General features: G+C 57.9%; 15 protein-coding genes. 12 read left to right on the top strand and 3 right to left on the bottom strand.

Annotation, left to right across the window (positions count from 1 at the left end):
• Positions 1-224 precede the first annotated feature (224 nt).
• Positions 225-1,466: a peptidoglycan-binding domain-containing protein gene (locus ACR0MV_RS17230; RefSeq protein WP_170427362.1), complete on the bottom strand. Its 1,242-nt coding sequence runs from the start codon at positions 1,464-1,466 to the stop codon at positions 225-227.
• 387 nt (positions 1,467-1,853) lie between these two features.
• On the opposite strand from ACR0MV_RS17230, the gene rplK reads away from it, so the two are divergent.
• Together rplK and rplA are read left to right on the top strand one after the other, a co-directional pair.
• Positions 1,854-2,303 carry a 50S ribosomal protein L11 gene (gene rplK / locus ACR0MV_RS17225; protein ID WP_152459181.1) on the top strand — a complete coding sequence of 150 codons (450 nt, stop codon included), beginning with the start codon at positions 1,854-1,856 and terminating at the stop codon, positions 2,301-2,303.
• Position 2,304: 1 nt separating this feature from the next.
• The gene (rplA, locus tag ACR0MV_RS17220; RefSeq protein WP_170427361.1) at positions 2,305-3,003 is read left to right on the top strand and encodes a 50S ribosomal protein L1; all 699 of its coding nucleotides are present in this window, start codon (positions 2,305-2,307) and stop codon (positions 3,001-3,003) included.
• A gap of 96 nt (positions 3,004-3,099) precedes the next feature.
• On the opposite strand, the gene ACR0MV_RS17215 is transcribed toward rplA, so the two are convergent.
• The gene (locus ACR0MV_RS17215; RefSeq protein ID WP_480703011.1) at positions 3,100-4,068 is read right to left on the bottom strand and encodes an aminoglycoside phosphotransferase family protein; all 969 of its coding nucleotides are present in this window, start codon (positions 4,066-4,068) and stop codon (positions 3,100-3,102) included.
• 403 nt (positions 4,069-4,471) lie between these two features.
• On the opposite strand from ACR0MV_RS17215, the gene rplJ reads away from it, so the two are divergent.
• The 6 genes from rplJ to ACR0MV_RS17185 all read left to right on the top strand — a co-directional run bounded on the left by rplJ (position 4,472) and on the right by ACR0MV_RS17185 (position 15,641).
• Positions 4,472-4,990: a 50S ribosomal protein L10 gene (gene rplJ / locus ACR0MV_RS17210; protein ID WP_170427359.1), complete on the top strand. Its 519-nt coding sequence runs from the start codon at positions 4,472-4,474 to the stop codon at positions 4,988-4,990.
• A 79-nt stretch (positions 4,991-5,069) separates the two neighbouring features.
• The gene (rplL, locus tag ACR0MV_RS17205; protein ID WP_155142436.1) at positions 5,070-5,444 is read left to right on the top strand and encodes a 50S ribosomal protein L7/L12; all 375 of its coding nucleotides are present in this window, start codon (positions 5,070-5,072) and stop codon (positions 5,442-5,444) included.
• A 250-nt stretch (positions 5,445-5,694) separates the two neighbouring features.
• Positions 5,695-9,831, top strand: coding sequence for a DNA-directed RNA polymerase subunit beta (gene rpoB, locus ACR0MV_RS17200; RefSeq protein WP_480703010.1), 4,137 nt, complete (start codon positions 5,695-5,697; stop codon positions 9,829-9,831).
• A gap of 50 nt (positions 9,832-9,881) precedes the next feature.
• Positions 9,882-14,123, top strand: coding sequence for a DNA-directed RNA polymerase subunit beta' (gene rpoC, locus ACR0MV_RS17195; RefSeq protein WP_480703009.1), 4,242 nt, complete (start codon positions 9,882-9,884; stop codon positions 14,121-14,123).
• Positions 14,124-14,228: 105 nt separating this feature from the next.
• A complete protein-coding gene (locus ACR0MV_RS17190; RefSeq protein WP_480703007.1) occupies positions 14,229-14,684 on the top strand; it encodes a macro domain-containing protein in 456 nt (151 codons plus the stop codon).
• An 87-nt stretch (positions 14,685-14,771) separates the two neighbouring features.
• A complete protein-coding gene (locus ACR0MV_RS17185; RefSeq protein WP_480703006.1) occupies positions 14,772-15,641 on the top strand; it encodes a DMT family transporter in 870 nt (289 codons plus the stop codon).
• On the opposite strand, the gene ACR0MV_RS17180 is transcribed toward ACR0MV_RS17185, so the two are convergent.
• The gene (locus tag ACR0MV_RS17180) at positions 15,626-16,432 is read right to left on the bottom strand and encodes a putative rhamnosyl transferase (protein ID WP_480703005.1); all 807 of its coding nucleotides are present in this window, start codon (positions 16,430-16,432) and stop codon (positions 15,626-15,628) included. The genes ACR0MV_RS17185 and ACR0MV_RS17180 overlap by 16 nt on opposite strands.
• A gap of 383 nt (positions 16,433-16,815) precedes the next feature.
• Here ACR0MV_RS17180 and rpsL point away from each other — a divergent pair, with 383 nt between their 5' ends.
• The 4 genes from rpsL to ACR0MV_RS17160 form a co-directional block, all read left to right on the top strand.
• Positions 16,816-17,187 (top strand): 30S ribosomal protein S12, encoded by a 372-nt coding sequence (gene rpsL / locus ACR0MV_RS17175; RefSeq protein WP_005621086.1) that lies wholly within the window; start codon positions 16,816-16,818, stop codon positions 17,185-17,187.
• A 15-nt stretch (positions 17,188-17,202) separates the two neighbouring features.
• Positions 17,203-17,673, top strand: a complete 471-nt coding sequence (gene rpsG / locus ACR0MV_RS17170; RefSeq protein WP_039529242.1) for a 30S ribosomal protein S7 — start codon at positions 17,203-17,205, stop codon at positions 17,671-17,673.
• 18 nt (positions 17,674-17,691) lie between these two features.
• Positions 17,692-19,809: an elongation factor G gene (gene fusA, locus ACR0MV_RS17165; protein ID WP_170427353.1), complete on the top strand. Its 2,118-nt coding sequence runs from the start codon at positions 17,692-17,694 to the stop codon at positions 19,807-19,809.
• 60 nt (positions 19,810-19,869) lie between these two features.
• Positions 19,870-19,960, top strand: a 91-nt coding sequence (locus tag ACR0MV_RS17160; protein ID WP_215675807.1) for a GTP-binding protein, incomplete at its 3' end; no start/stop codon positions are given.

Below are 19,960 nucleotides of genomic sequence, written 5' to 3'. Positions count from 1 at the left end.
CCCAGACCGCCCCTTTTGTAATCAAGCTGCCTCAAGATACCTGTCGACGGCTCTTAAGCAACTCATGCTTTTGAATTACTGAATGCAAGTTGCGCATTTGGGGCATTTTGAATGCGCCAACGCAGTTGGTTTTGTCGAAGGCGACAAACCCAATGACCCAATCTCAACGCCGCGATGCAATCAGCACCGCGGCGTTCTTCATTCAACAGACATGAGTTCTTCGCCTACTGGGCTTGCGTTACCGCTGCGCGCAGGAGTTGGGGGCGATCAGACTGCGACGGCAGGAAAACCGCTTGCGATCCCGCGTCCAAGGCTGAAAGGCTTGCGTCGTACCACTGCAGGGCCAGATCGCGACGCTCTTGCACGCCGAAACCTTCGCGCAGGTGGTGGCCGATCAGCTCGCCATAGGCCGGCTCACCCATGGCAACCAGCATCAGGGCAGAGCCGACAGCGACGTCCATGTTGTCCTCGCGGTAGCCGATTGCCAGACAGACTTTGCTGGTTGCGGCCAGATCTTCGGGGCTCAACCCAGATTCCAGAGCCAGTTTGCGCATCTGCGTTTCCGCGTCCGTTTTTGAACTGAGCGACAACGCCACGACCTGCGGGGCTAGCATTTCGCCATAGGTATTGCACTGCGCAGCCACCTGATCTGGCGTTAGACCTTGGATGTCCTGCATCAGATCTTCACCACGCGACATTGCATAGCTGCGAGCCAGACAAAACTGCTCGCTCAAGGCGAAATCAGGGTCGGACATGTTTGTCAGGGTCGTATACCCACCATTGGTGGATGTCTGCAGCATGACCCCGCTGCACCGATTGGCGAGCGATGGGCCACCGGTTCCGCCAGAAAACAGGCTTGGCAGGGTGGCAGACGCCGTTTCGGTTGTGTTGGCTTCGGGTTCCGGTGCAGGTGCTGGCTGGGTCACAACAGGGGTCGTTGCAGCGGGTGCCGGTGCGGCCGGTGCCTGGGGCGCAACGGCCAGGGCAGAACCTGAGTGGAGGTGCTGACGATAGGCCATCAACAAAGGCTGACCGGTCAACTGCGTTGTGGCCTGACCTCCGCTGGTCGCCCAATAGTAGGCCTGCATCAGGAAATCGCGCTGATACGGCTGAAAATCATAGCCATTTATGGGGTAGCCCATCGACGCCTGATAGCGTTCGATCGCTGACCGCGTCCCACGGCCGACCTGACCATCGACCCGTCCGGCATTATAGCCGAAATAGTTCAGTGCCGTCTGGGTCTGCGCACCCTGCGTGGTCGACGGTATGGTTTGCCGGTAGGTCCGGGTTGTCCGCGTTGTTCTCTGGGCCTTTTTCTTCTGCTGGTCCTGTCCAATCGCATAGCCCAGGACCCCACCGACAACGGCACCACCTATAAAGTCACCCGCGTCCGCCCGCGCAGTCTGTGGTGCAGTAGCGGCCAAAGACAACGCGAGGCCAAGCGAGAGAATAAACCGAATGATCATAATAAACCTCCACCAATTCAAAATATTTTACTCAGTATAGCACATCCCTTCGTCTCAAAGTGATTTCTGACCGCCAACCAAATTGGCGAATAGCCCCCCAATCATTTTTGCTTTGATATTGGATCGTTAGTGGTGAACCGAAAAACGAAGTACTCGGCCACCGTTGTTCTGTTGGCCTGCACTGCTTACCCCCAGGGCACGATTCGAAAATTACCGCTGGAGTCAGGGTAGGGCACTTGCCAACCCCCACGTTCCCCTATAAACGCCGCCTCTATCGTCTTCGGGCGAGATTCTCTCGTGGGAGGTTGCTGGGATCGCGATCCCGGATCGGACCACGCAACATAAACCGGGTGGAACGCGTTTCACCTACGTTGAAAGGAAAACCAAATGGCCAAGAAGCTTGCTGGTACAATGAAACTGCAGGTTCCTGCAGGTCAGGCGAACCCGTCGCCGCCAGTTGGTCCGGCGCTGGGTCAGCGCGGCATCAACATCATGGAATTCTGCAAGGCGTTCAACGCCAAGACCGCAGACATGGAGCCCGGCGCTCCGTGCCCGACCGTGATCACCTACTATCAGGACAAGTCCTTCACCATGGACATCAAGACGCCGCCTGCGTCTTACTACCTGAAAAAAGCAGCTGGTCTGAAGCCGGTCGGCAAGCGTAACCGCCCCCGTGGCGCGGAAAACCCAGGTCGCGAGACCGTGGCAACCGTGACCTCGAAGCAGGTTCGCGAAATCGCCGAAGCCAAAATGAAAGATCTGAATGCCAACGATATCGAAGGCGCAATGCAGATCATCCTGGGCTCGGCCCGCTCCATGGGCATCGAGGTGAAGTAAGATGGCAAAACTTGGTAAACGCACCCGCGCTGCGCGCGAAGCTGTCGCTGGCAAGGAAAACCTGTCGGTCGAAGAAGCAGTCGCCTTGGTTAAAGCCAACGCAACCTCGAAATTCGACGAGACCATCGAAATCGCACTGAATCTGGGCGTTGACACCCGTCACGCAGACCAGATGGTTCGCGGCGTTGTCGGCCTGCCGAACGGCACCGGTAAAGCGATGCGCGTTGCTGTTTTTGCTCGTGGCCCGAAAGCTGACGAAGCGAAAGAAGCAGGTGCAGATATCGTCGGCGCAGAGGACCTGATGGAAACCATTCAGGGCGGCACCATCGAATTCGATCGCTGCATTGCCACCCCGGACATGATGCCGATCGTCGGTCGTCTGGGTAAGGTTCTGGGCCCCCGCAACCTGATGCCGAACCCCAAAGTTGGCACCGTGACCATGGACGTGAAAGCGGCCGTGGAGGCAGCCAAAGGTGGTGAAGTTCAGTTCAAGGCAGAAAAAGGCGGCGTTGTGCACGCTGGCGTTGGCAAAGCGTCGTTCGACGAAGCCAAGCTGGCTGAAAACGTTCGTGCTTTCGTCTCGGCTGTGGCCAAGGCCAAGCCGTCGGGCGCCAAAGGCACCTACATGAAGAAAATCGCGCTGAGCTCGACCATGGGCCCGGGCGTGACTCTGGACGTGGCAGCCGCGTCGGGCGAGTAAGCCTTACTGCTGAACAGTCAGAATTTGACCCCGGGTGGCGCAAGCTGGCCGGGGTTTTTCGTTTTTCAGTGGGATTCCAATTGGCACCGAGGGGCTTTAGTCGAAAATCAGATTTAGGCGCGCCCAAAGACGGCTTCGCCTGTCGCGTTCAAAAGCGCTGCAGGTGTGGGTGATCTGGTGCAGAAACAGCCAGTCTTTCAGCAACCGCCCTCGGATGCAGTAGTCAAGGATCTCGTGATTGATTGGATGCCGGTAGAGGCGGAAGAACATCTCCTTGTTTCGCCTCAGGATACCGCTGCGATCCACTTCGGACGCCACAGTCTCGCGAAAGATGTCGGCCTTCAGGAAATCGACGATATCGTAGACGGCCAGCTTGTCCTTTGCTTCGGTGAAATCCAGACCGATGGTCTTGCCCTGTCCGACAATCAGGTTTTGGCCGTGGAAGTCTCCATGTGAAAAGACCCGCAGGTCCTCGGTGCCCTTCAGGCGAGCGCCTTCGGCGAGCATTTCGTCGACCATGGCGCGGCTTTGGTTTGCGATGTCACGCGGGACCGCTTGTATCAGCTCGCTCAGGCTGTCTGTCATCCAGCGTGGTTTGAAGGCATAGCGGGTCGGCGGGTGACGGGCATGCAGATCGTTCAGCCAGGATCCGGCACGGCGATAGACCTGAGCGACCTGATTGTCATCCGCACTGTTGTAAATCAGGTCAACGGCGGTCGGACGGTCAATATACTCGGTCACCAGGAATTCACCGCCCTGTGACAGATAAACAGGCCGGACAACGCGCGAGGTTTCATTGCCGTCGAAATGCTGATGCAGTGCGCTCAGCAATTCGAACTCATTCTTCAGCCGTTCCGTGCTAGGCGATGTGGTGTCGATCTTGAGGGCGAAAGCCTGCGATGATGTGTGCAGGACGACGACCGAACGGGTGTCAGCGAAAGCATGTGAGCGGTAGATACAGTCATAGCCGGTCATGGGGCCTTGCAAGCATTGATCGGAGAACTCGCGGATATATGTTTTGACGCAGGCGTCTTCCTCGTCTGAAAGGGGCAAAATTTCAGCCAATGGCGATGTCCTGCATCCGGTATACTGGTTATGGGACAGGATAGCAGAGCGGTTCTTATGTCAACGGCCTCTGGAAGCCGTAGCAAAAGGTCGTAGAGAAGGCTCGGTTGCGGTCGCAGAAACCGCAATTTACCTCTTGGAAACCCCGCGCATCTGCCCTAAGTAAGGCTACGAAGTAAAGCGTGCGATTCGTCGTGCGCTTTATTTTGTTTCGTCCAAGACGGTGGGTGGTGCCATATGGCCCCTTAATTCCCTGCCTGAGACGGGTAAGACCAAAGAATTCTGAGGGTCCCATCCTCGGGCGCATTTTGGCCAATCCCGTAACAACGGACCTGAACGCTGGGGTTTCGACCTCGGCAAATATGAGCCGGGGTGAGATATCGCCCCTAACTTGGAGAGAACTGTGGATAGAGCCCAGAAAGAGAAAGTGGTCGAAGAACTCGGCCAAATCTTCGAAAGCTCTGGCGTCGTAGTGGTTGCTCACTACGCCGGTCTGACAGTTGCCGAGATGCAGGACCTTCGCGCACGTGCTCGTGACGCGGGTGGCTCCGTGCGTGTTGCTAAGAACAGGCTCGCCAAAATCGCCCTTGAGGGTAAGCCGTGTGAAAGCATGGCCGACCTGCTGACAGGGATGACCGTTCTGACCTATTCCGAGGACCCTGTGGCAGCAGCCAAAGTGGCCGAGGACTTCGCCAAAGAGAACCAAAAGTTCGAAATTCTTGGCGGTGCAATGGGTGAGAACGCTCTGGACCGCAAAGGCGTTGAAGCCGTTTCGAAAATGCCGTCGCGTGAAGAGCTTATTGCTTCGATCGTTGGCTGCATTGGCGCACCTGCTTCGAACATCGCTGGCGCGATTGGCGCACCTGCAAGCAACATCGCAAGCATCCTTTCCACCATCGAAGAGAAGGCGGAAGCTGCGTAAGCGGTTGGCACTGAATGATCTGCGTAGGGTGAATACCCTGACGTTGGAACACACACTGTAAACGGAAAGAGCTGATAAAATGGCTGATCTGAAAGCACTCGCAGAAAGCATCGTGGGTCTGACCCTGCTGGAAGCACAAGAACTGAAAACCATCCTCAAAGACGAGTACGGCATCGAGCCCGCAGCTGGCGGCGCCGTAATGGTCGCAGCTGGTGGCGACGCCGGTGGCGCCGCTGAGGAAGAAAAAACCGAATTCGACGTCGTTCTGAAGAACGCCGGCGCATCGAAAATCAACGTCATCAAAGAAGTTCGCGGCATCACCGGCCTGGGCCTGAAAGAAGCCAAGGAACTGGTCGAAGCCGGCGGCAAGATCAAAGAAGGCGTGGACAAAGCAGAAGCAGAAGACATCAAAGGCAAGCTGGAAGCAGCTGGCGCCGAAGTCGAGCTGGCCTAAGCTTAGTCTCTGGTGCATCGCTGATGTGCCGAAAAATTTGGCTGGGTCCGGAGAAATCCGGGTCCAGCCGAACCTGTCTTAGAAAGGGCCTCATACACGGGGGCGTTTTCTAAGACGCGGTTCGCGGATCGGGAGGCTGCCTTCGGGACGGTGGCCATGAATTGATCCGGACGTGTCGTCTCGAATGTGCAAGATGCCGGGGCCCGACGGTGTCTTTGCCCGCTGAGAACATCGAAAGGTGACATCTGACATGGCTCAAACGTTCCTTGGCCAGAAACGTCTTCGTAAATATTACGGCAAAATCCGCGAAGTGCTGGAGATGCCGAACCTTATTGAGGTCCAGAAATCTTCTTATGATCTTTTCCTCCGCTCCGGCGATGCAGAGCAGCCCACTGACGGCGAAGGCATCAAAGGTGTGTTCCAGTCGGTTTTCCCGATCAAGGATTTCAACGAAACCTCCGTACTGGAGTTCGTGAAATACGATTTGGAAAAACCCAAATATGACGTCGAAGAGTGCATGCAGCGCGACATGACCTACAGCGCGCCGCTGAAGGTCACCCTGCGTCTGATCGTGTTTGATGTCGATGAGGATACCGGCGCCAAGTCGGTCAAAGACATCAAAGAACAGGACGTGTTCATGGGCGACATGCCCCTAATGACGCCGAACGGTACGTTCATCGTGAACGGCACCGAGCGTGTGATCGTGTCCCAGATGCACCGCTCGCCCGGTGTGTTCTTTGACCACGACAAAGGCAAAACCCATTCTTCGGGTAAACTGCTGTTTGCCTGCCGCATCATCCCGTACCGCGGCAGCTGGCTGGACTTTGAGTTCGACGCCAAAGACATCGTTTACGCCCGTATCGACCGCCGCCGCAAGCTGCCTGTGACCACCCTGCTATATGCGCTGGGTCTGGATCAGGAAGCGATCATGGACGCGTATTACAACACCGTGTCCTACAAGCTGGACAAGAAGAAAGGCTGGATCACGCCGTTCTTCCCCGAGCGTGTGCGTGGCACCCGCCCGACCTATGACCTGATTGACGCGAAATCCGGTGAAGTGATTGCCGAAGCGGGCAAGAAAGTCACTCCGCGCGCGGTCAAAAAGCTGATCGAAGAAGGCGTCGTCACCGACTTGCTGGTTCCGTTCGACAACATCGTCGGCAAGTTCGTCGCCAAGGACATCATCAATGAAGAAAACGGCGCGATCTATGTCGAAGCCGGTGATGAACTGACCCTGGAATATGACAAAGACGGCGACCTGATCGGTGGCACCGTCAAGGAACTGATCGATGCGGGTATCACCGACATTCCGGTTCTGGACATCGACAACGTCAACGTCGGCCCCTACATGCGCAACACCATGGCTCAGGACAAGAACCTGAACCGTGAAAGCGCGCTGATGGATATCTACCGCGTTATGCGTCCGGGTGAGCCGCCCACCGTCGAAGCTGCGTCGGCCCTGTTCGACACTCTGTTCTTCGACAGTGAGCGCTATGACCTGTCCGCCGTTGGCCGCGTGAAGATGAACATGCGTCTGGCTCTGGACGCACCGGACACCCTGCGCACCCTGCGTCGCGAAGACATCGTGGCCTGCATCAAGGCGCTGGTGGAACTGCGTGACGGTAAAGGCGACGTGGACGATATCGACCACCTTGGCAACCGTCGTGTCCGTTCGGTCGGCGAATTGATGGAAAACCAGTACCGCGTCGGCCTGCTGCGCATGGAGCGCGCGATCAAAGAGCGTATGTCGTCGGTCGAGATCGACACCGTCATGCCGCAGGACCTGATCAACGCGAAACCGGCTGCGGCTGCTGTTCGTGAATTCTTTGGCTCGTCGCAGCTGTCGCAGTTCATGGACCAGACCAACCCGCTGTCCGAGGTTACCCACAAACGCCGTCTCTCGGCGCTTGGCCCCGGTGGTCTGACACGTGAGCGTGCAGGCTTTGAGGTGCGCGACGTGCACCCGACCCACTATGGCCGGATGTGCCCGATTGAAACGCCGGAAGGTCCGAACATCGGTCTGATCAACTCGCTGGCCACCTTTGCCCGCGTGAACAAGTATGGCTTCATCGAGACACCGTACCGCGTTGTTAAAGACGCCGAGGTGACCGACGAGGTTCACTACATGTCCGCGACCGAGGAAATGCGTCACACCGTGGCGCAGGCGAACGCGACGCTGGATGCTGATGGCAAATTCATCAATGATCTGGTTTCGACCCGTCAGGCTGGTGACTACACTCTGGCTCCGCGCGAGAATGTGGACCTGATTGACGTGTCGCCGAAACAGCTGGTCTCGGTCGCTGCATCGCTGATCCCGTTCCTTGAAAATGACGACGCCAACCGCGCTCTGATGGGCTCGAACATGCAACGTCAGGCGGTTCCGTTGCTGCGCGCCGAAGCGCCGCTGGTCGGTACCGGGATCGAGGAAAAGGTTGCGATCGACTCGGGTGCTGCGATTCAGGCGAAACGCGCCGGTATCATCGACCAGGTTGATGCCCAGCGTATCGTTATCCGCGCCACCGAAGATCTGGAACTGGGCGACGCTGGCGTTGACATCTATCGTCTGCGCAAGTTCCAGCGTTCGAACCAGAACACCTGCATCAACCAGCGTCCGCTGATCAAGGTGGGTGACACAGTCCAGAAGGGCGAAGTCATTGCCGATGGTCCGTCGACCGATATGGGTGAACTGGCCCTTGGTAAGAACGTGGTCGTCGCGTTCATGCCGTGGAACGGTTACAACTACGAAGACTCGATCCTAATCTCGGAACGTATCGCTCGTGACGACGTCTTTACCTCGGTCCATATCGAGGAGTTTGAAGTCGCCGCCCGTGACACCAAGCTGGGTCCGGAAGAGATCACCCGCGACATCCCGAACGTCGGTGAAGAAGCGCTGCGCAACCTCGACGAGGCAGGCATCGTTTACATCGGCGCGGATGTTGAGCCGGGCGATATTCTGGTCGGCAAGATCACTCCGAAGGGCGAAAGCCCGATGACCCCGGAAGAAAAGCTGCTGCGCGCCATCTTTGGTGAGAAAGCATCTGACGTGCGCGATACATCGCTGCGCGTGAAGCCGGGCGATTACGGTACGGTCGTTGAGGTCCGCGTTTTCAACCGTCACGGCGTCGAAAAAGACGAGCGTGCGCTGCAGATCGAGCGTGAGGAAGTCGAACGTCTGGCCCGTGACCGGGACGACGAGCTGGCGATCCTTGACCGCAACATCTATGCGCGTCTGCAGGGCCTGATCCTGGGTAAAACCGCTGTCAAAGGCCCGAAAGGCGTCAAGCCGGGCTCGGTTATCACCGAGGAACTGCTGGAAACCCTGACCCGTGGTCAGTGGTGGCAACTGGCGCTGGAAGGCGAGCAGGACGCACAGATCGTTGAGGCTCTGAACGAGCAGTACGAAGTGCAAAAGCGTGCTCTGGATGCCCGTTTCGAAGACAAGGTCGAAAAAGTCCGCCGTGGCGACGACCTGCCGCCGGGTGTGATGAAGATGGTCAAAGTCTTCATCGCTGTGAAGCGTAAGCTGCAGCCGGGCGACAAGATGGCCGGTCGTCACGGGAACAAAGGTGTGATCTCCAAGGTTGTTCCGATGGAAGACATGCCGTTCCTTGCCGATGGTACGCCGGTTGACTTCTGTCTCAACCCGCTGGGCGTGCCTTCACGTATGAACGTTGGTCAGATCCTTGAAACCCACATGGGTTGGGCCGCACGCGGTCTGGGTCTGAACATCGATGAGGCTCTGGGTGAATACCGCCGTTCCGGCGACCTGACCCCGGTGCGCGAAGCGATGAAGCTGGCCTATGGCGAAGATGTCTACGAAGAAGGCATCACCGGTCTGGACGAGGATGGCCTGATCGAGGCTGCGGGCAACGTTACCCGCGGTGTTCCGATCGCAACCCCGGTCTTCGACGGTGCTAAGGAAGCAGACGTCAACGACGCGCTGGTGCGTGCGGGCTTCTCGGAAAGCGGTCAGTCGGTTCTGTTCGACGGTCGTACCGGTGAGCAATTCGCACGTCCGGTGACCGTAGGCATCAAGTACCTGCTGAAACTGCACCACCTGGTGGACGACAAGATCCACGCGCGTTCGACCGGGCCGTACAGCCTGGTTACCCAGCAGCCGCTGGGTGGTAAGGCGCAGTTCGGTGGTCAGCGCTTTGGTGAGATGGAGGTCTGGGCTCTGGAAGCTTACGGCGCCGCCTACACCCTGCAGGAGATGCTCACCGTGAAATCGGATGACGTCGCCGGCCGGACCAAGGTCTATGAGTCGATCGTCAAGGGCGAGGATAACTTTGAAGCGGGCGTACCGGAATCGTTCAACGTTCTGGTTAAAGAAGTCCGTGGCCTCGGCCTGAATATGGAACTCCTGGATGCGGAGGTTGAGGAGTAAGGGCGCTGCCCTTTCTCCCGTCCCCCCTTCCGCAAGATTTGAGGTAACAAATGAACCAGGAAATCACCAACAACCCGTTCAACCCGCTGACGCCCCCGAAGGTTTTCGACGAGATCAAGGTCTCGCTGGCGTCGCCCGAGCGGATCCTGTCTTGGTCCTATGGCGAGATCAAGAAACCCGAAACCATCAACTACCGGACGTTCAAGCCCGAGCGTGACGGCCTGTTCTGCGCGCGTATCTTTGGCCCGATCAAAGATTACGAATGTCTGTGCGGCAAGTATAAGCGGATGAAGTATCGCGGCGTTGTCTGCGAGAAATGCGGTGTGGAAGTCACCCTGCAGAAAGTCCGCCGTGAGCGTATGGGCCATATCGAACTGGCCGCGCCCGTCGCACATATCTGGTTCCTGAAATCGCTGCCGTCCCGCATCGGTCTGATGCTGGACATGACGCTGCGCGATCTGGAACGCGTTCTGTACTTTGAAAACTACGTGGTCATCGAGCCCGGTCTGACCGACCTGACCTACGGCCAGATGCTGACCGAAGAAGAGTACATGGATGCGCAGGATGCCTATGGCATGGACGCGTTCACCGCGAATATCGGTGCTGAAGCCATCCGTGAGATGCTGGCCCAGATCGATCTGGAAGCCGAAGCCGAGCAGCTGCGTGCTGATCTGGCCGAAGCAACAGGCGAACTGAAGCCCAAGAAGATCATCAAGCGTCTGAAGGTTGTTGAATCCTTCCTTGAGTCGGGCAACCGGCCTGAGTGGATGGTGATGACCGTGATCCCGGTCATTCCGCCGGAACTGCGTCCGCTGGTTCCGCTGGATGGTGGCCGTTTCGCGACCTCGGATTTGAACGATCTGTATCGCCGCGTCATCAACCGGAACAACCGTCTGAAGCGTCTGATCGAACTGCGCGCGCCTGACATCATCGTCCGTAACGAAAAGCGGATGCTGCAGGAATCCGTTGACGCTCTGTTCGACAACGGCCGTCGTGGCCGCGTCATCACCGGCGCCAACAAGCGTCCGCTGAAATCGCTGTCGGACATGCTGAAAGGCAAGCAGGGCCGCTTCCGTCAGAACCTTCTGGGTAAGCGCGTCGACTTCTCGGGCCGTTCGGTCATCGTGACCGGTCCGGAACTCAAGCTGCACCAGTGTGGTCTGCCCAAGAAGATGGCGCTGGAGCTGTTCAAGCCGTTCATCTACTCGCGCCTTGAAGCCAAGGGTCTGTCTTCGACCGTGAAACAGGCGAAGAAACTGGTCGAGAAAGAGCGTCCCGAAGTGTGGGATATCCTCGACGAGGTGATCCGCGAACACCCTGTCATGCTGAACCGTGCGCCGACGCTGCACCGTCTTGGCATTCAGGCGTTCGAGCCGGTTCTGATCGAAGGTAAAGCCATCCAGTTGCACCCGCTGGTCTGTTCGGCCTTTAACGCCGACTTCGACGGTGACCAGATGGCCGTTCACGTCCCGCTGAGCCTTGAGGCCCAGCTGGAAGCCCGCGTTCTGATGATGTCAACGAACAACGTCCTGTCGCCTGCAAACGGCGCGCCGATCATCGTTCCGTCGCAGGATATGATCCTGGGTCTCTACTATGTGACCCTGGAACGCGAAGGCATGCCGGGCGAAGGCAAGGTGTTTGGTTCGATCGACGAAGTTCAGCACGCTCTGGACGCAGGTGAAGTGCATCTGCACACCAAGATCACCGCGCGGATCACGCAGATCGACGACGAAGGCAACGAAGTTCAGAAGCGTTACGAGACAACTCCGGGCCGTCTGCGTCTGGGTGCCTTGCTGCCGATGAACAACAAAGCGCCGTTCGATCTGGTCAACCGCCTGCTGCGGAAGAAAGAAGTGCAGCAGGTGATCGACACCGTCTACCGTTACTGCGGTCAGAAAGAGTCGGTTATCTTCTGTGACCAGATCATGTCGATGGGCTTCAAAGAAGCGTTCAAGGCGGGCATCTCGTTCGGTAAGGACGACATGGTCATCCCGGGCGACAAGTGGGGCATCGTTGATGACACCCGCGATCAGGTGAAAGACTTTGAACAGCAGTACATGGACGGCCTGATCACTCAGGGCGAAAAGTACAACAAAGTTGTCGATGCCTGGTCGAAGTGTAACGACCGCGTCACCGAAGCGATGATGAGCACCATCTCGGACGTCGCCAAGGCCGAAGACGGGTCGGACATGGAGCCGAACTCGGTCTACATGATGGCCCACTCCGGTGCGCGTGGCTCGGTCACTCAGATGAAACAGCTGGGCGGTATGCGCGGCCTTATGGCCAAGCCGAACGGTGACATCATTGAGACGCCGATCATCTCGAACTTTAAAGAAGGTCTGACCGTTCTCGAGTACTTCAACTCGACCCACGGTGCCCGTAAGGGTCTGTCGGATACCGCTCTGAAGACGGCGAACTCGGGTTACCTGACCCGTCGTCTGGTGGATGTGGCGCAAGACTGTATCGTTCGTGAGATCGATTGTGGCACCGAGCGTGCGATCACTGCCGAAGCCGCCGTGAACGACGGTGAGGTTGTCGCCTCGCTGGCCGAACGTGTGCTGGGCCGTGTCGCGGCTGACGATGTTCTGCGTCCAGGTACGGACGAAGTGATCGTGGCCGCTGGTCAGCTGATCGACGAACGTATGGCCGACACCATCGATGAAGCTGGTGTTCAGTCCATGCGCATCCGCTCGCCTCTGACCTGTGAGTCCGAGGAAGGCGTCTGTGCAACCTGCTACGGTCGTGACCTTGCGCGCGGTACAATGGTGAACACAGGTGAAGCTGTCGGCATCATCGCCGCGCAGTCGATCGGTGAACCCGGTACACAGCTGACCATGCGTACATTCCACATCGGTGGTGTTGCACAAGGTGGTCAGCAGTCGTTCCAGGAAGCCAGCCAAGAGGGTGTTGTTTCCTTCGAGAACCCGCAGATCCTGGTCAATGCGGCAGGCGAAAGCCTGGTCATGGGCCGGAACATGAAGCTGGTGATCAAGGACGAACATGGCGAAGAGCGTGCCAGCCACAAGCTGGGCTACGGCTCGAAGCTGTTCGTCAAGGACGGCACCAAAGTGGCCCGTGGCGACAAGCTGTTCGAGTGGGATCCCTACACTCTGCCGATCATCGCCGAGAAAGCCGGTACCGCGAAATACGTTGACCTTGTTTCGGGCCTTGCTGTCCGCGACGAGACCGACGAAGCAACCGGCATGACCCAGAAGATCGTGATCGACTGGCGCGCGGCCCCCAAAGGCAGCGACCTCAAGCCCGAGATCATTCTGGTCGGCGAAGATGGCGAGCCGGTCCGCAACGAAGCGGGCAACCCGGTTCACTATCCGATGTCGGTGGATGCGATCCTGTCGGTCGAAGACGGTCAGAAAGTCGAAGCCGGTGACGTTGTTGCGCGTATCCCGCGTGAAGGTGCCAAGACCAAGGACATCACCGGTGGTCTGCCGCGTGTGGCCGAACTGTTCGAAGCCCGCCGTCCGAAAGATCACGCGATCATCGCAGAAGCCGATGGTTACGTGCGCTTTGGCCGCGACTACAAGAACAAGCGTCGCATCAGCATCGAACCGGCTGACGAGTCCATGGAGACCATCGAGTACATGGTGCCCAAGGGCAAACACATCCCGGTCGCCGAAGGGGACTTCATCCAGAAGGGTGAATACCTGATGGACGGTAATCCGGCTCCGCATGACATCCTGTCCATCATGGGTGTCGAAGCGCTGGCGGATTACATGATCGACGAAGTGCAGGATGTCTATCGTCTGCAGGGCGTGAAGATCAACGACAAGCACATCGAGGTCATCGTGCGCCAGATGCTGCAGAAGTGGGAGATCCTGGATTCAGGAGACACCACCCTGCTGAAAGGCGAGCATGTCGACAAGCAAGAGTTCGACGCGGCCAACGAGAAGACCATTGCCCGCGGTGGTCGTCCGGCACAGGGCGAGCCGATCCTGCTTGGGATCACCAAAGCCTCGCTGCAGACGCGTTCGTTCATCTCTGCGGCCTCGTTCCAGGAAACCACACGCGTTCTGACCGAAGCTTCGGTTCAGGGCAAGAAAGACAAACTGGTTGGCCTGAAAGAGAACGTCATCGTTGGTCGTCTGATCCCCGCCGGTACCGGTGGTGCGACCCAGGCCGTGCGTCAGGTTGCGCAAGGCCGCGACAACGTTGTGATCGAAGCCCGTCGGGAAGAGGCCGAAGCGGCCGCTGCCCTGGCAGCCCCGGTCATGGACGACGATCTGGTTGGCGACGAGTTGGACGTTCTGGTCGAAACGCCGGAAAGCCGCGAGTAAGCGCAGCTAGAACCGAATGATCAGGCCCCGCGATTTCGCGGGGCCTTTTCTTTTGCCCGGCGTGATACATTGGGCGAAACCTGGGACCACTTCGAAGAGGGCAGCATGGCAGTCATCAAAGGTGACCTGATCCAACTGGCGCTGGATGGTGAATTTGATGTCATCGTCCATGGCTGCAACTGTTTCCACGCCATGGGCGCAGGAATCGCGCGGGTGATCGCGGCAGAATTCCCCAGCGCCTTTGAGGCCGACAAGCGAACAGAGTATGGGGTTCGGTCCAAGCTGGGGACAATTTCTTCCGCCCGGATTTTACGGGGGACAGCGGACTTCACGGTGATCAACGCCTATACTCAATACCGTTGGGACGGCGAAGGGCGGCTAGTGGATTATGATGCGATCTCCACATGCTTTGGCGCCGTTGCCGACGCGTACCCGAGCGCCCGCGTAGGCTATCCGATGATTGGCGCCGGCTTGGCTGGTGGGGACTGGTCCGAGATCGCGCCGCGCATAGATGCCGCCCTTGAGGGTCTGGAACATAAACTGGTTGTGCTACCCGACTGAACCCGACCCCGCTGGTTGCGTATTGACATCGCACAAGCGCTTACGACCAATGGGCGCAGTTTCGTCAAGGCATTGGAACCGTAAATTATGACCCCAAACGTGAAGGGCGCGTTGCTGATGATGGGCAGCATGGCCGCCTTTACCGTCAATGATGCGATGATCAAGGCTGCGGGGGCCGAGCTGTCGCTGTTCCAAATGGTGGCGATGCGGGGTGTGCTAGCGACGGTTTTGGTTTTTCTTTTGGCGCGTCACCTCGGTGCATTGCACTTGAATTTTCCGCGTCATGACAAATGGTTGGTCGCTGCACGCTGTTTGGCAGAGCTGTCGGCAACGTTCTTCTTTCTGACCGCGCTTCTTCATATGCCGCTTGCGAATGTCACGGCGGTGCTACAGGCGCTGCCATTGACGGTAACACTGGGCGCGGTTCTGTTTTTTGGCGAACATATCGGATGGCGCAGAATTCTGGCGATTGGGCTGGGGTTCGTAGGTATGTTGCTGATCGTCCGCCCAGGGCCAGATGGGTTCAGCATTTTTGCAGTGTATGCCCTGATCGCTGTGGCATCCGTCACGGTTCGTGACTTGATCACCCGCCGCATGTCGATCTACGTCCCATCGCTGGCTGTAACATTGGCCACGTCGCTTTCGATCACTGTTGCGGCTGGTATCGCAACTGCGGTCACGGGGTGGGAACCTGTTTCAACTGGGGCCGGTGTTCTGGTCGCCTGCGCTGCGGTGTTTGTCCTGACCGGATACCTGTGCAGCGTTATGGTAATGCGTGTAGGTGACGTCGGCTTTGTCGCGCCTTTTCGCTACTCAAGCCTGATCTGGGCGCTGGCGCTGGGTTGGCTGGTGTTCGGAGATTGGCCAGACACGATCACCATGCTGGGCGCGGTTCTTGTCGTTGCCGCGGGGCTGTTCACCCTGTTCCGTGAGCGGCGCTCTCAGGCGGTCGAGTGAACGCGCCTGACGGCATCCTGTTCAATGCCAAACCGCGCGATGAATTCCCCCTCTTGTTCCGGAGTCAGCGGAAACAGCTCGGTTTTGCTGGCGCGGGCATGGGGTGAGTCATTGAATGAGTTCAAGGTCCGAACCCACATCGGCGCATCGGGATAGCTGATCACTGGCATGAAGCGGCCGATCTTGTGGTGGGTAAAGCTCATGATCGTATGTTTGCACCCACCGGCGATGTACATGCCCAGGCCGACACCCAAAAGCGACCGAAAAACTTGTGTGGCACGAATACCCTCGGGGCCAAAGCGCGCAAGGAATCCGCTGTTGAAATCCAGGCCAATCGTCCGGTTATGTTCGGCCAGCCCCTTTGCATCCAGCGCGGCAAGGCGCAGACGTTCGACCAGATCAACGGACACCGCATCGTCATCATAGTGTCGGAACTGAATGCAGGGCTGATCCGGATTGGTCCGCGCGCTGTGAAGAACGTCCTTGACCACCGGGCGGTGCCGGGCGGGGGCGCGTTTGACAATGCGGACCTGCTTTATGTCCGAGGTGAGATCATAGAGCCGGTCCATCGACTCTTTGGGTAGGCACTCACCGATCAAGACCAGCAGTTCAAAGTCTTCATCGGTTTGTTCGCGAAAGCAGGGCAGGGTGGTGGTCTCGAACAGGCGAAACCGCTCTTCCAGACGGGCCGGATTGTACAAGTACTGGCGTCTTTCCTCGACGGAGGCGTGTTCGACCTGATAGCCGCCGATCGCGGGATAGGAAAAGCGGCACAGGCCGATGACTTGCATGTTTTGTCCGTTCGTGAGTATTCACCGCGACTATGCCGTTGCCGCTGCTGGCCCGCAACGGGTGGATTTTTGCGACCTCGCATTATCCACGTCGGCCGATCTGGTGCACCACTCAAACAGGTGCTGTTGACACTCGGGCCGACTCCCCCTATTACGCGCGTCATCTCGGTGCCGGGGGCCGCCCCACAACCGATTCCAGTAATGAACTGGTCAAGACCCGGACAATTTTGCAGTCCGCGTCCTCTGATAACCAACCGCGACGTTCACCTCGGAATGGGAACGCTCGCGGGTTTTGCGCTTGTGGACGCATAAGTGCAGCAAAGTTTAACCGCACGCAACGCGCGTGCATGTCATGTGTGTTGCAAAACGGGGAAGAAACCGGAATGCCAACTATTCAACAGCTGATCCGCAAGCCGCGGCAGCCCAAAGTAAAACGCTCGAAGTCCATGCACCTGGAGCAGTGCCCGCAGAAGCGCGGCGTTTGCACCCGTGTGTACACCACCACACCGAAAAAGCCGAACTCGGCTATGCGTAAGGTTGCCAAGGTGCGCCTGACCAACGGGTTCGAGGTCATCTCGTACATCCCCGGTGAAAGCCACAACCTGCAGGAACACTCGGTTGTTCTGATCCGTGGCGGCCGTGTAAAAGACCTTCCCGGTGTGCGTTACCACATCCTGCGCGGTGTTCTGGATACTCAGGGCGTCAAAGATCGTAAGCAACGTCGTTCGAAATACGGCGCGAAGCGTCCCAAGTAAGAAGGAGAGGCTGATATGTCACGTCGTCACGCCGCCGAAAAACGCGAAGTCCTGCCTGACGCCAAATTTGGCGACAAGGTACTGACCAAATTCATGAACAACCTGATGATCGACGGTAAGAAGTCGGTCGCAGAGCGCATCGTTTACAACGCGTTTGACCGCGTTGAGAACAAGATCAAGCGCGCTCCTGTCGAAGTGTTCCACGAAGCGCTCGACAACATCAAACCGTCGGTCGAGGTTCGCTCGCGCCGCGTTGGTGGTGCAACTTATCAGGTTCCGGTCGAAGTGCGCCCCGAGCGCCGCGAAGCACTGGCCATCCGCTGGCTGATCACTGCTGCGCGTGGCCGCAACGAAAACACCATGGAAGAACGCCTCGCCGGCGAGCTGCTGGACGCTGTACAGTCCCGCGGTACCGCCGTGAAGAAGCGCGAAGACACCCACAAGATGGCCGAGGCGAACAAAGCCTTCAGCCACTACCGTTGGTAATTCAGAGGCTTATCAAAAATGGCACGCGAATATCCGCTCGAACTGTACCGTAACTTCGGTATCATGGCGCACATCGACGCAGGTAAGACCACCTGCTCGGAGCGTATCCTGTATTACACTGGTAAATCCCACAACATCGGTGAGGTGCACGATGGTGCAGCCACTATGGACTGGATGGAGCAGGAGCAGGAACGCGGCATCACCATCACTTCGGCTGCGACCACCACGTTCTGGGAGCGCACCGAGGACGGTCAGACCGCCGATACCCCCAAGCACCGCCTGAACATCATCGACACCCCCGGCCACGTTGACTTCACCATCGAAGTTGAACGCTCGCTGGCGGTTCTCGACGGTGCCGTCTGCGTTCTGGACGCAAACGCCGGTGTTGAGCCCCAGACCGAAACCGTGTGGCGTCAGGCTGACCGCTACAAGGTTCCGCGTATGGTTTTCGTCAACAAGATGGACAAGATCGGCGCTGACTTCTTCAACTGCGTTCGCATGATCGAAGACCGCACCGGCGCACGCGCTGTTCCGGTTGGTATTCCGATCGGCGCCGAGTCCGAGCTGGAAGGTCTGATCGACCTGGTCACCATGGAAGAGTGGCTGTGGCAGGGTGAAGATCTGGGCGCAAGCTGGATCAAAGCTCCGATCCGCGACAGCCTGAAAGACATGGCTGACGAATGGCGCGGCAAGATGATCGAAGCGGCCGTCGAAATGGACGACGACGCGATGATGGAATACCTGGAAGGCAATGAGCCCGACGTTCCGACCCTGCGCGCCCTGCTGCGTAAAGGTACTCTGGAAATCGCGTTCGTTCCGGTTCTGGGTGGTTCGGCGTTCAAGAACAAAGGCGTTCAGCCTCTGCTCAACGCTGTGATCGACTATCTTCCCAGCCCGCTGGACGTTGTTGATTACATGGGCTTCAAACCCGGCGACGAGGAAGAAGTTCGTGACATCGCCCGTCGTGCAGACGACGACATGGCCTTCTCGGGTCTGGCGTTCAAAATCATGAACGACCCCTTCGTTGGCTCGCTGACCTTCACCCGGATCTACTCGGGCACCATGAACAAGGGTGACTCGATCCTGAACTCGACCAAAGGTAAGAAAGAGCGCATCGGTCGTATGATGATGATGCACTCGAACAACCGGGAAGAGATCGAAGAAGCGTTTGCAGGCGACATCATCGCGCTGGCGGGTCTGAAAGACACCACCACCGGTGACACCCTGTGTGACGCGAAGGATCCGGTGGTTCTGGAAACCATGACCTTCCCCGATCCGGTGATCGAGATCGCGGTTGAGCCCAAAACCAAGGGCGACCAAGAGAAGATGTCCCAGGGTCTGGCCCGTCTGGCCGCAGAAGACCCGTCCTTCCGTGTGGAAACCGACCTGGAATCGGGTCAGACCATCATGAAGGGCATGGGCGAACTTCACCTGGACATCCTGGTTGACCGTCTGAAGCGTGAGTTCAAGGTTGAAGCGAACATCGGTGCACCGCAGGTGGCCTATCGTGAAACCATCTCGATGCCGGTCGAGCACACCTACACCCACAAGAAACAGTCGGGTGGTTCGGGTCAGTTCGGTGAGGTTAAGCTTGAGATCACTCCGACCGAGCCGGGCGAAGGTTACTCGTTCGAGAGCCGCATCGTTGGTGGTGCCGTTCCGAAGGAATACATCCCTGGTGTTGAAAAAGGCATCCAGTCCGTCATGGACAGCGGCCCTCTGGCTGGCTTCCCCGTGATCGACTTCAAGGTTGCCCTGCTGGACGGTAAGTTCCACGATGTTGACTCGAGCGTTCTGGCGTTCGAAATCGCAGCCCGTATGTGTATGCGTGAAGGCATGCGCAAAGCTGGCGCGAAACTGCTGGAACCGATCATGAAGGTCGAAGTGATCACCCCGGAAGAATACACCGGCGGTATCATCGGCGACCTGACCTCGCGTCGTGGCCAGGTGTCTGGTCAGGAACCGCGCGGCAACGCGATCGCGATCGACGCGTTCGTTCCGCTGGCGAACATGTTCGGCTACATCAACACCCTGCGTTCGATGTCGTCGGGCCGTGCCCAGTTCACCATGCAGTTCGACCACTACGATCCGGTTCCGCAGAACATCTCGGACGAGATTCAGGCGAAATACGCATAAGCGAAGATTTGGGGGAGCGTGGGTATCACGCTCCCTTCATTACCGAAAAAGGAGGCCATCATGGCAAAGGAAAAGTTTGAGCGTACAAAACCGCACGTCAACATCGGCACGATTGGCCACGTTGACCATGGTAAAACGACGCTGACCGCAG

The sequence above is a fragment of the Ruegeria sp. BC3 genome (genome assembly GCF_056539265.1).
Note: the sequence above shows the minus strand (reverse complement) of the source record. Positions and strands in the feature narration are given on the sequence as shown.

Excerpts from the sequence above, each read along its gene's own strand:
- rplL (WP_155142436.1), top strand. The coding sequence starts at position 5,070 with ATGGCTGATCTGAAAGCACTCGCAGAAAGCATCGTGGGTCTGACCCTG.
- rpoB (WP_480703010.1), top strand. The coding sequence starts at position 5,695 with ATGGCTCAAACGTTCCTTGGCCAGAAACGTCTTCGTAAATATTACGGC.
- rplA (WP_170427361.1), top strand. The coding sequence starts at position 2,305 with ATGGCAAAACTTGGTAAACGCACCCGCGCTGCGCGCGAAGCTGTCGCT.
- fusA (WP_170427353.1), top strand. The coding sequence starts at position 17,692 with ATGGCACGCGAATATCCGCTCGAACTGTACCGTAACTTCGGTATCATG.
- ACR0MV_RS17190 (WP_480703007.1), top strand. The coding sequence starts at position 14,229 with ATGGCAGTCATCAAAGGTGACCTGATCCAACTGGCGCTGGATGGTGAA.
- rplK (WP_152459181.1), top strand. The coding sequence starts at position 1,854 with ATGGCCAAGAAGCTTGCTGGTACAATGAAACTGCAGGTTCCTGCAGGT.
- ACR0MV_RS17230 (WP_170427362.1), bottom strand. The coding sequence starts at position 1,466 with ATGATCATTCGGTTTATTCTCTCGCTTGGCCTCGCGTTGTCTTTGGCC.
- rpsL (WP_005621086.1), top strand. The coding sequence starts at position 16,816 with ATGCCAACTATTCAACAGCTGATCCGCAAGCCGCGGCAGCCCAAAGTA.
- rpsG (WP_039529242.1), top strand. The coding sequence starts at position 17,203 with ATGTCACGTCGTCACGCCGCCGAAAAACGCGAAGTCCTGCCTGACGCC.
- rpoC (WP_480703009.1), top strand. The coding sequence starts at position 9,882 with ATGAACCAGGAAATCACCAACAACCCGTTCAACCCGCTGACGCCCCCG.
- ACR0MV_RS17185 (WP_480703006.1), top strand. The coding sequence starts at position 14,772 with ATGACCCCAAACGTGAAGGGCGCGTTGCTGATGATGGGCAGCATGGCC.
- ACR0MV_RS17180 (WP_480703005.1), bottom strand. The coding sequence starts at position 16,432 with ATGCAAGTCATCGGCCTGTGCCGCTTTTCCTATCCCGCGATCGGCGGC.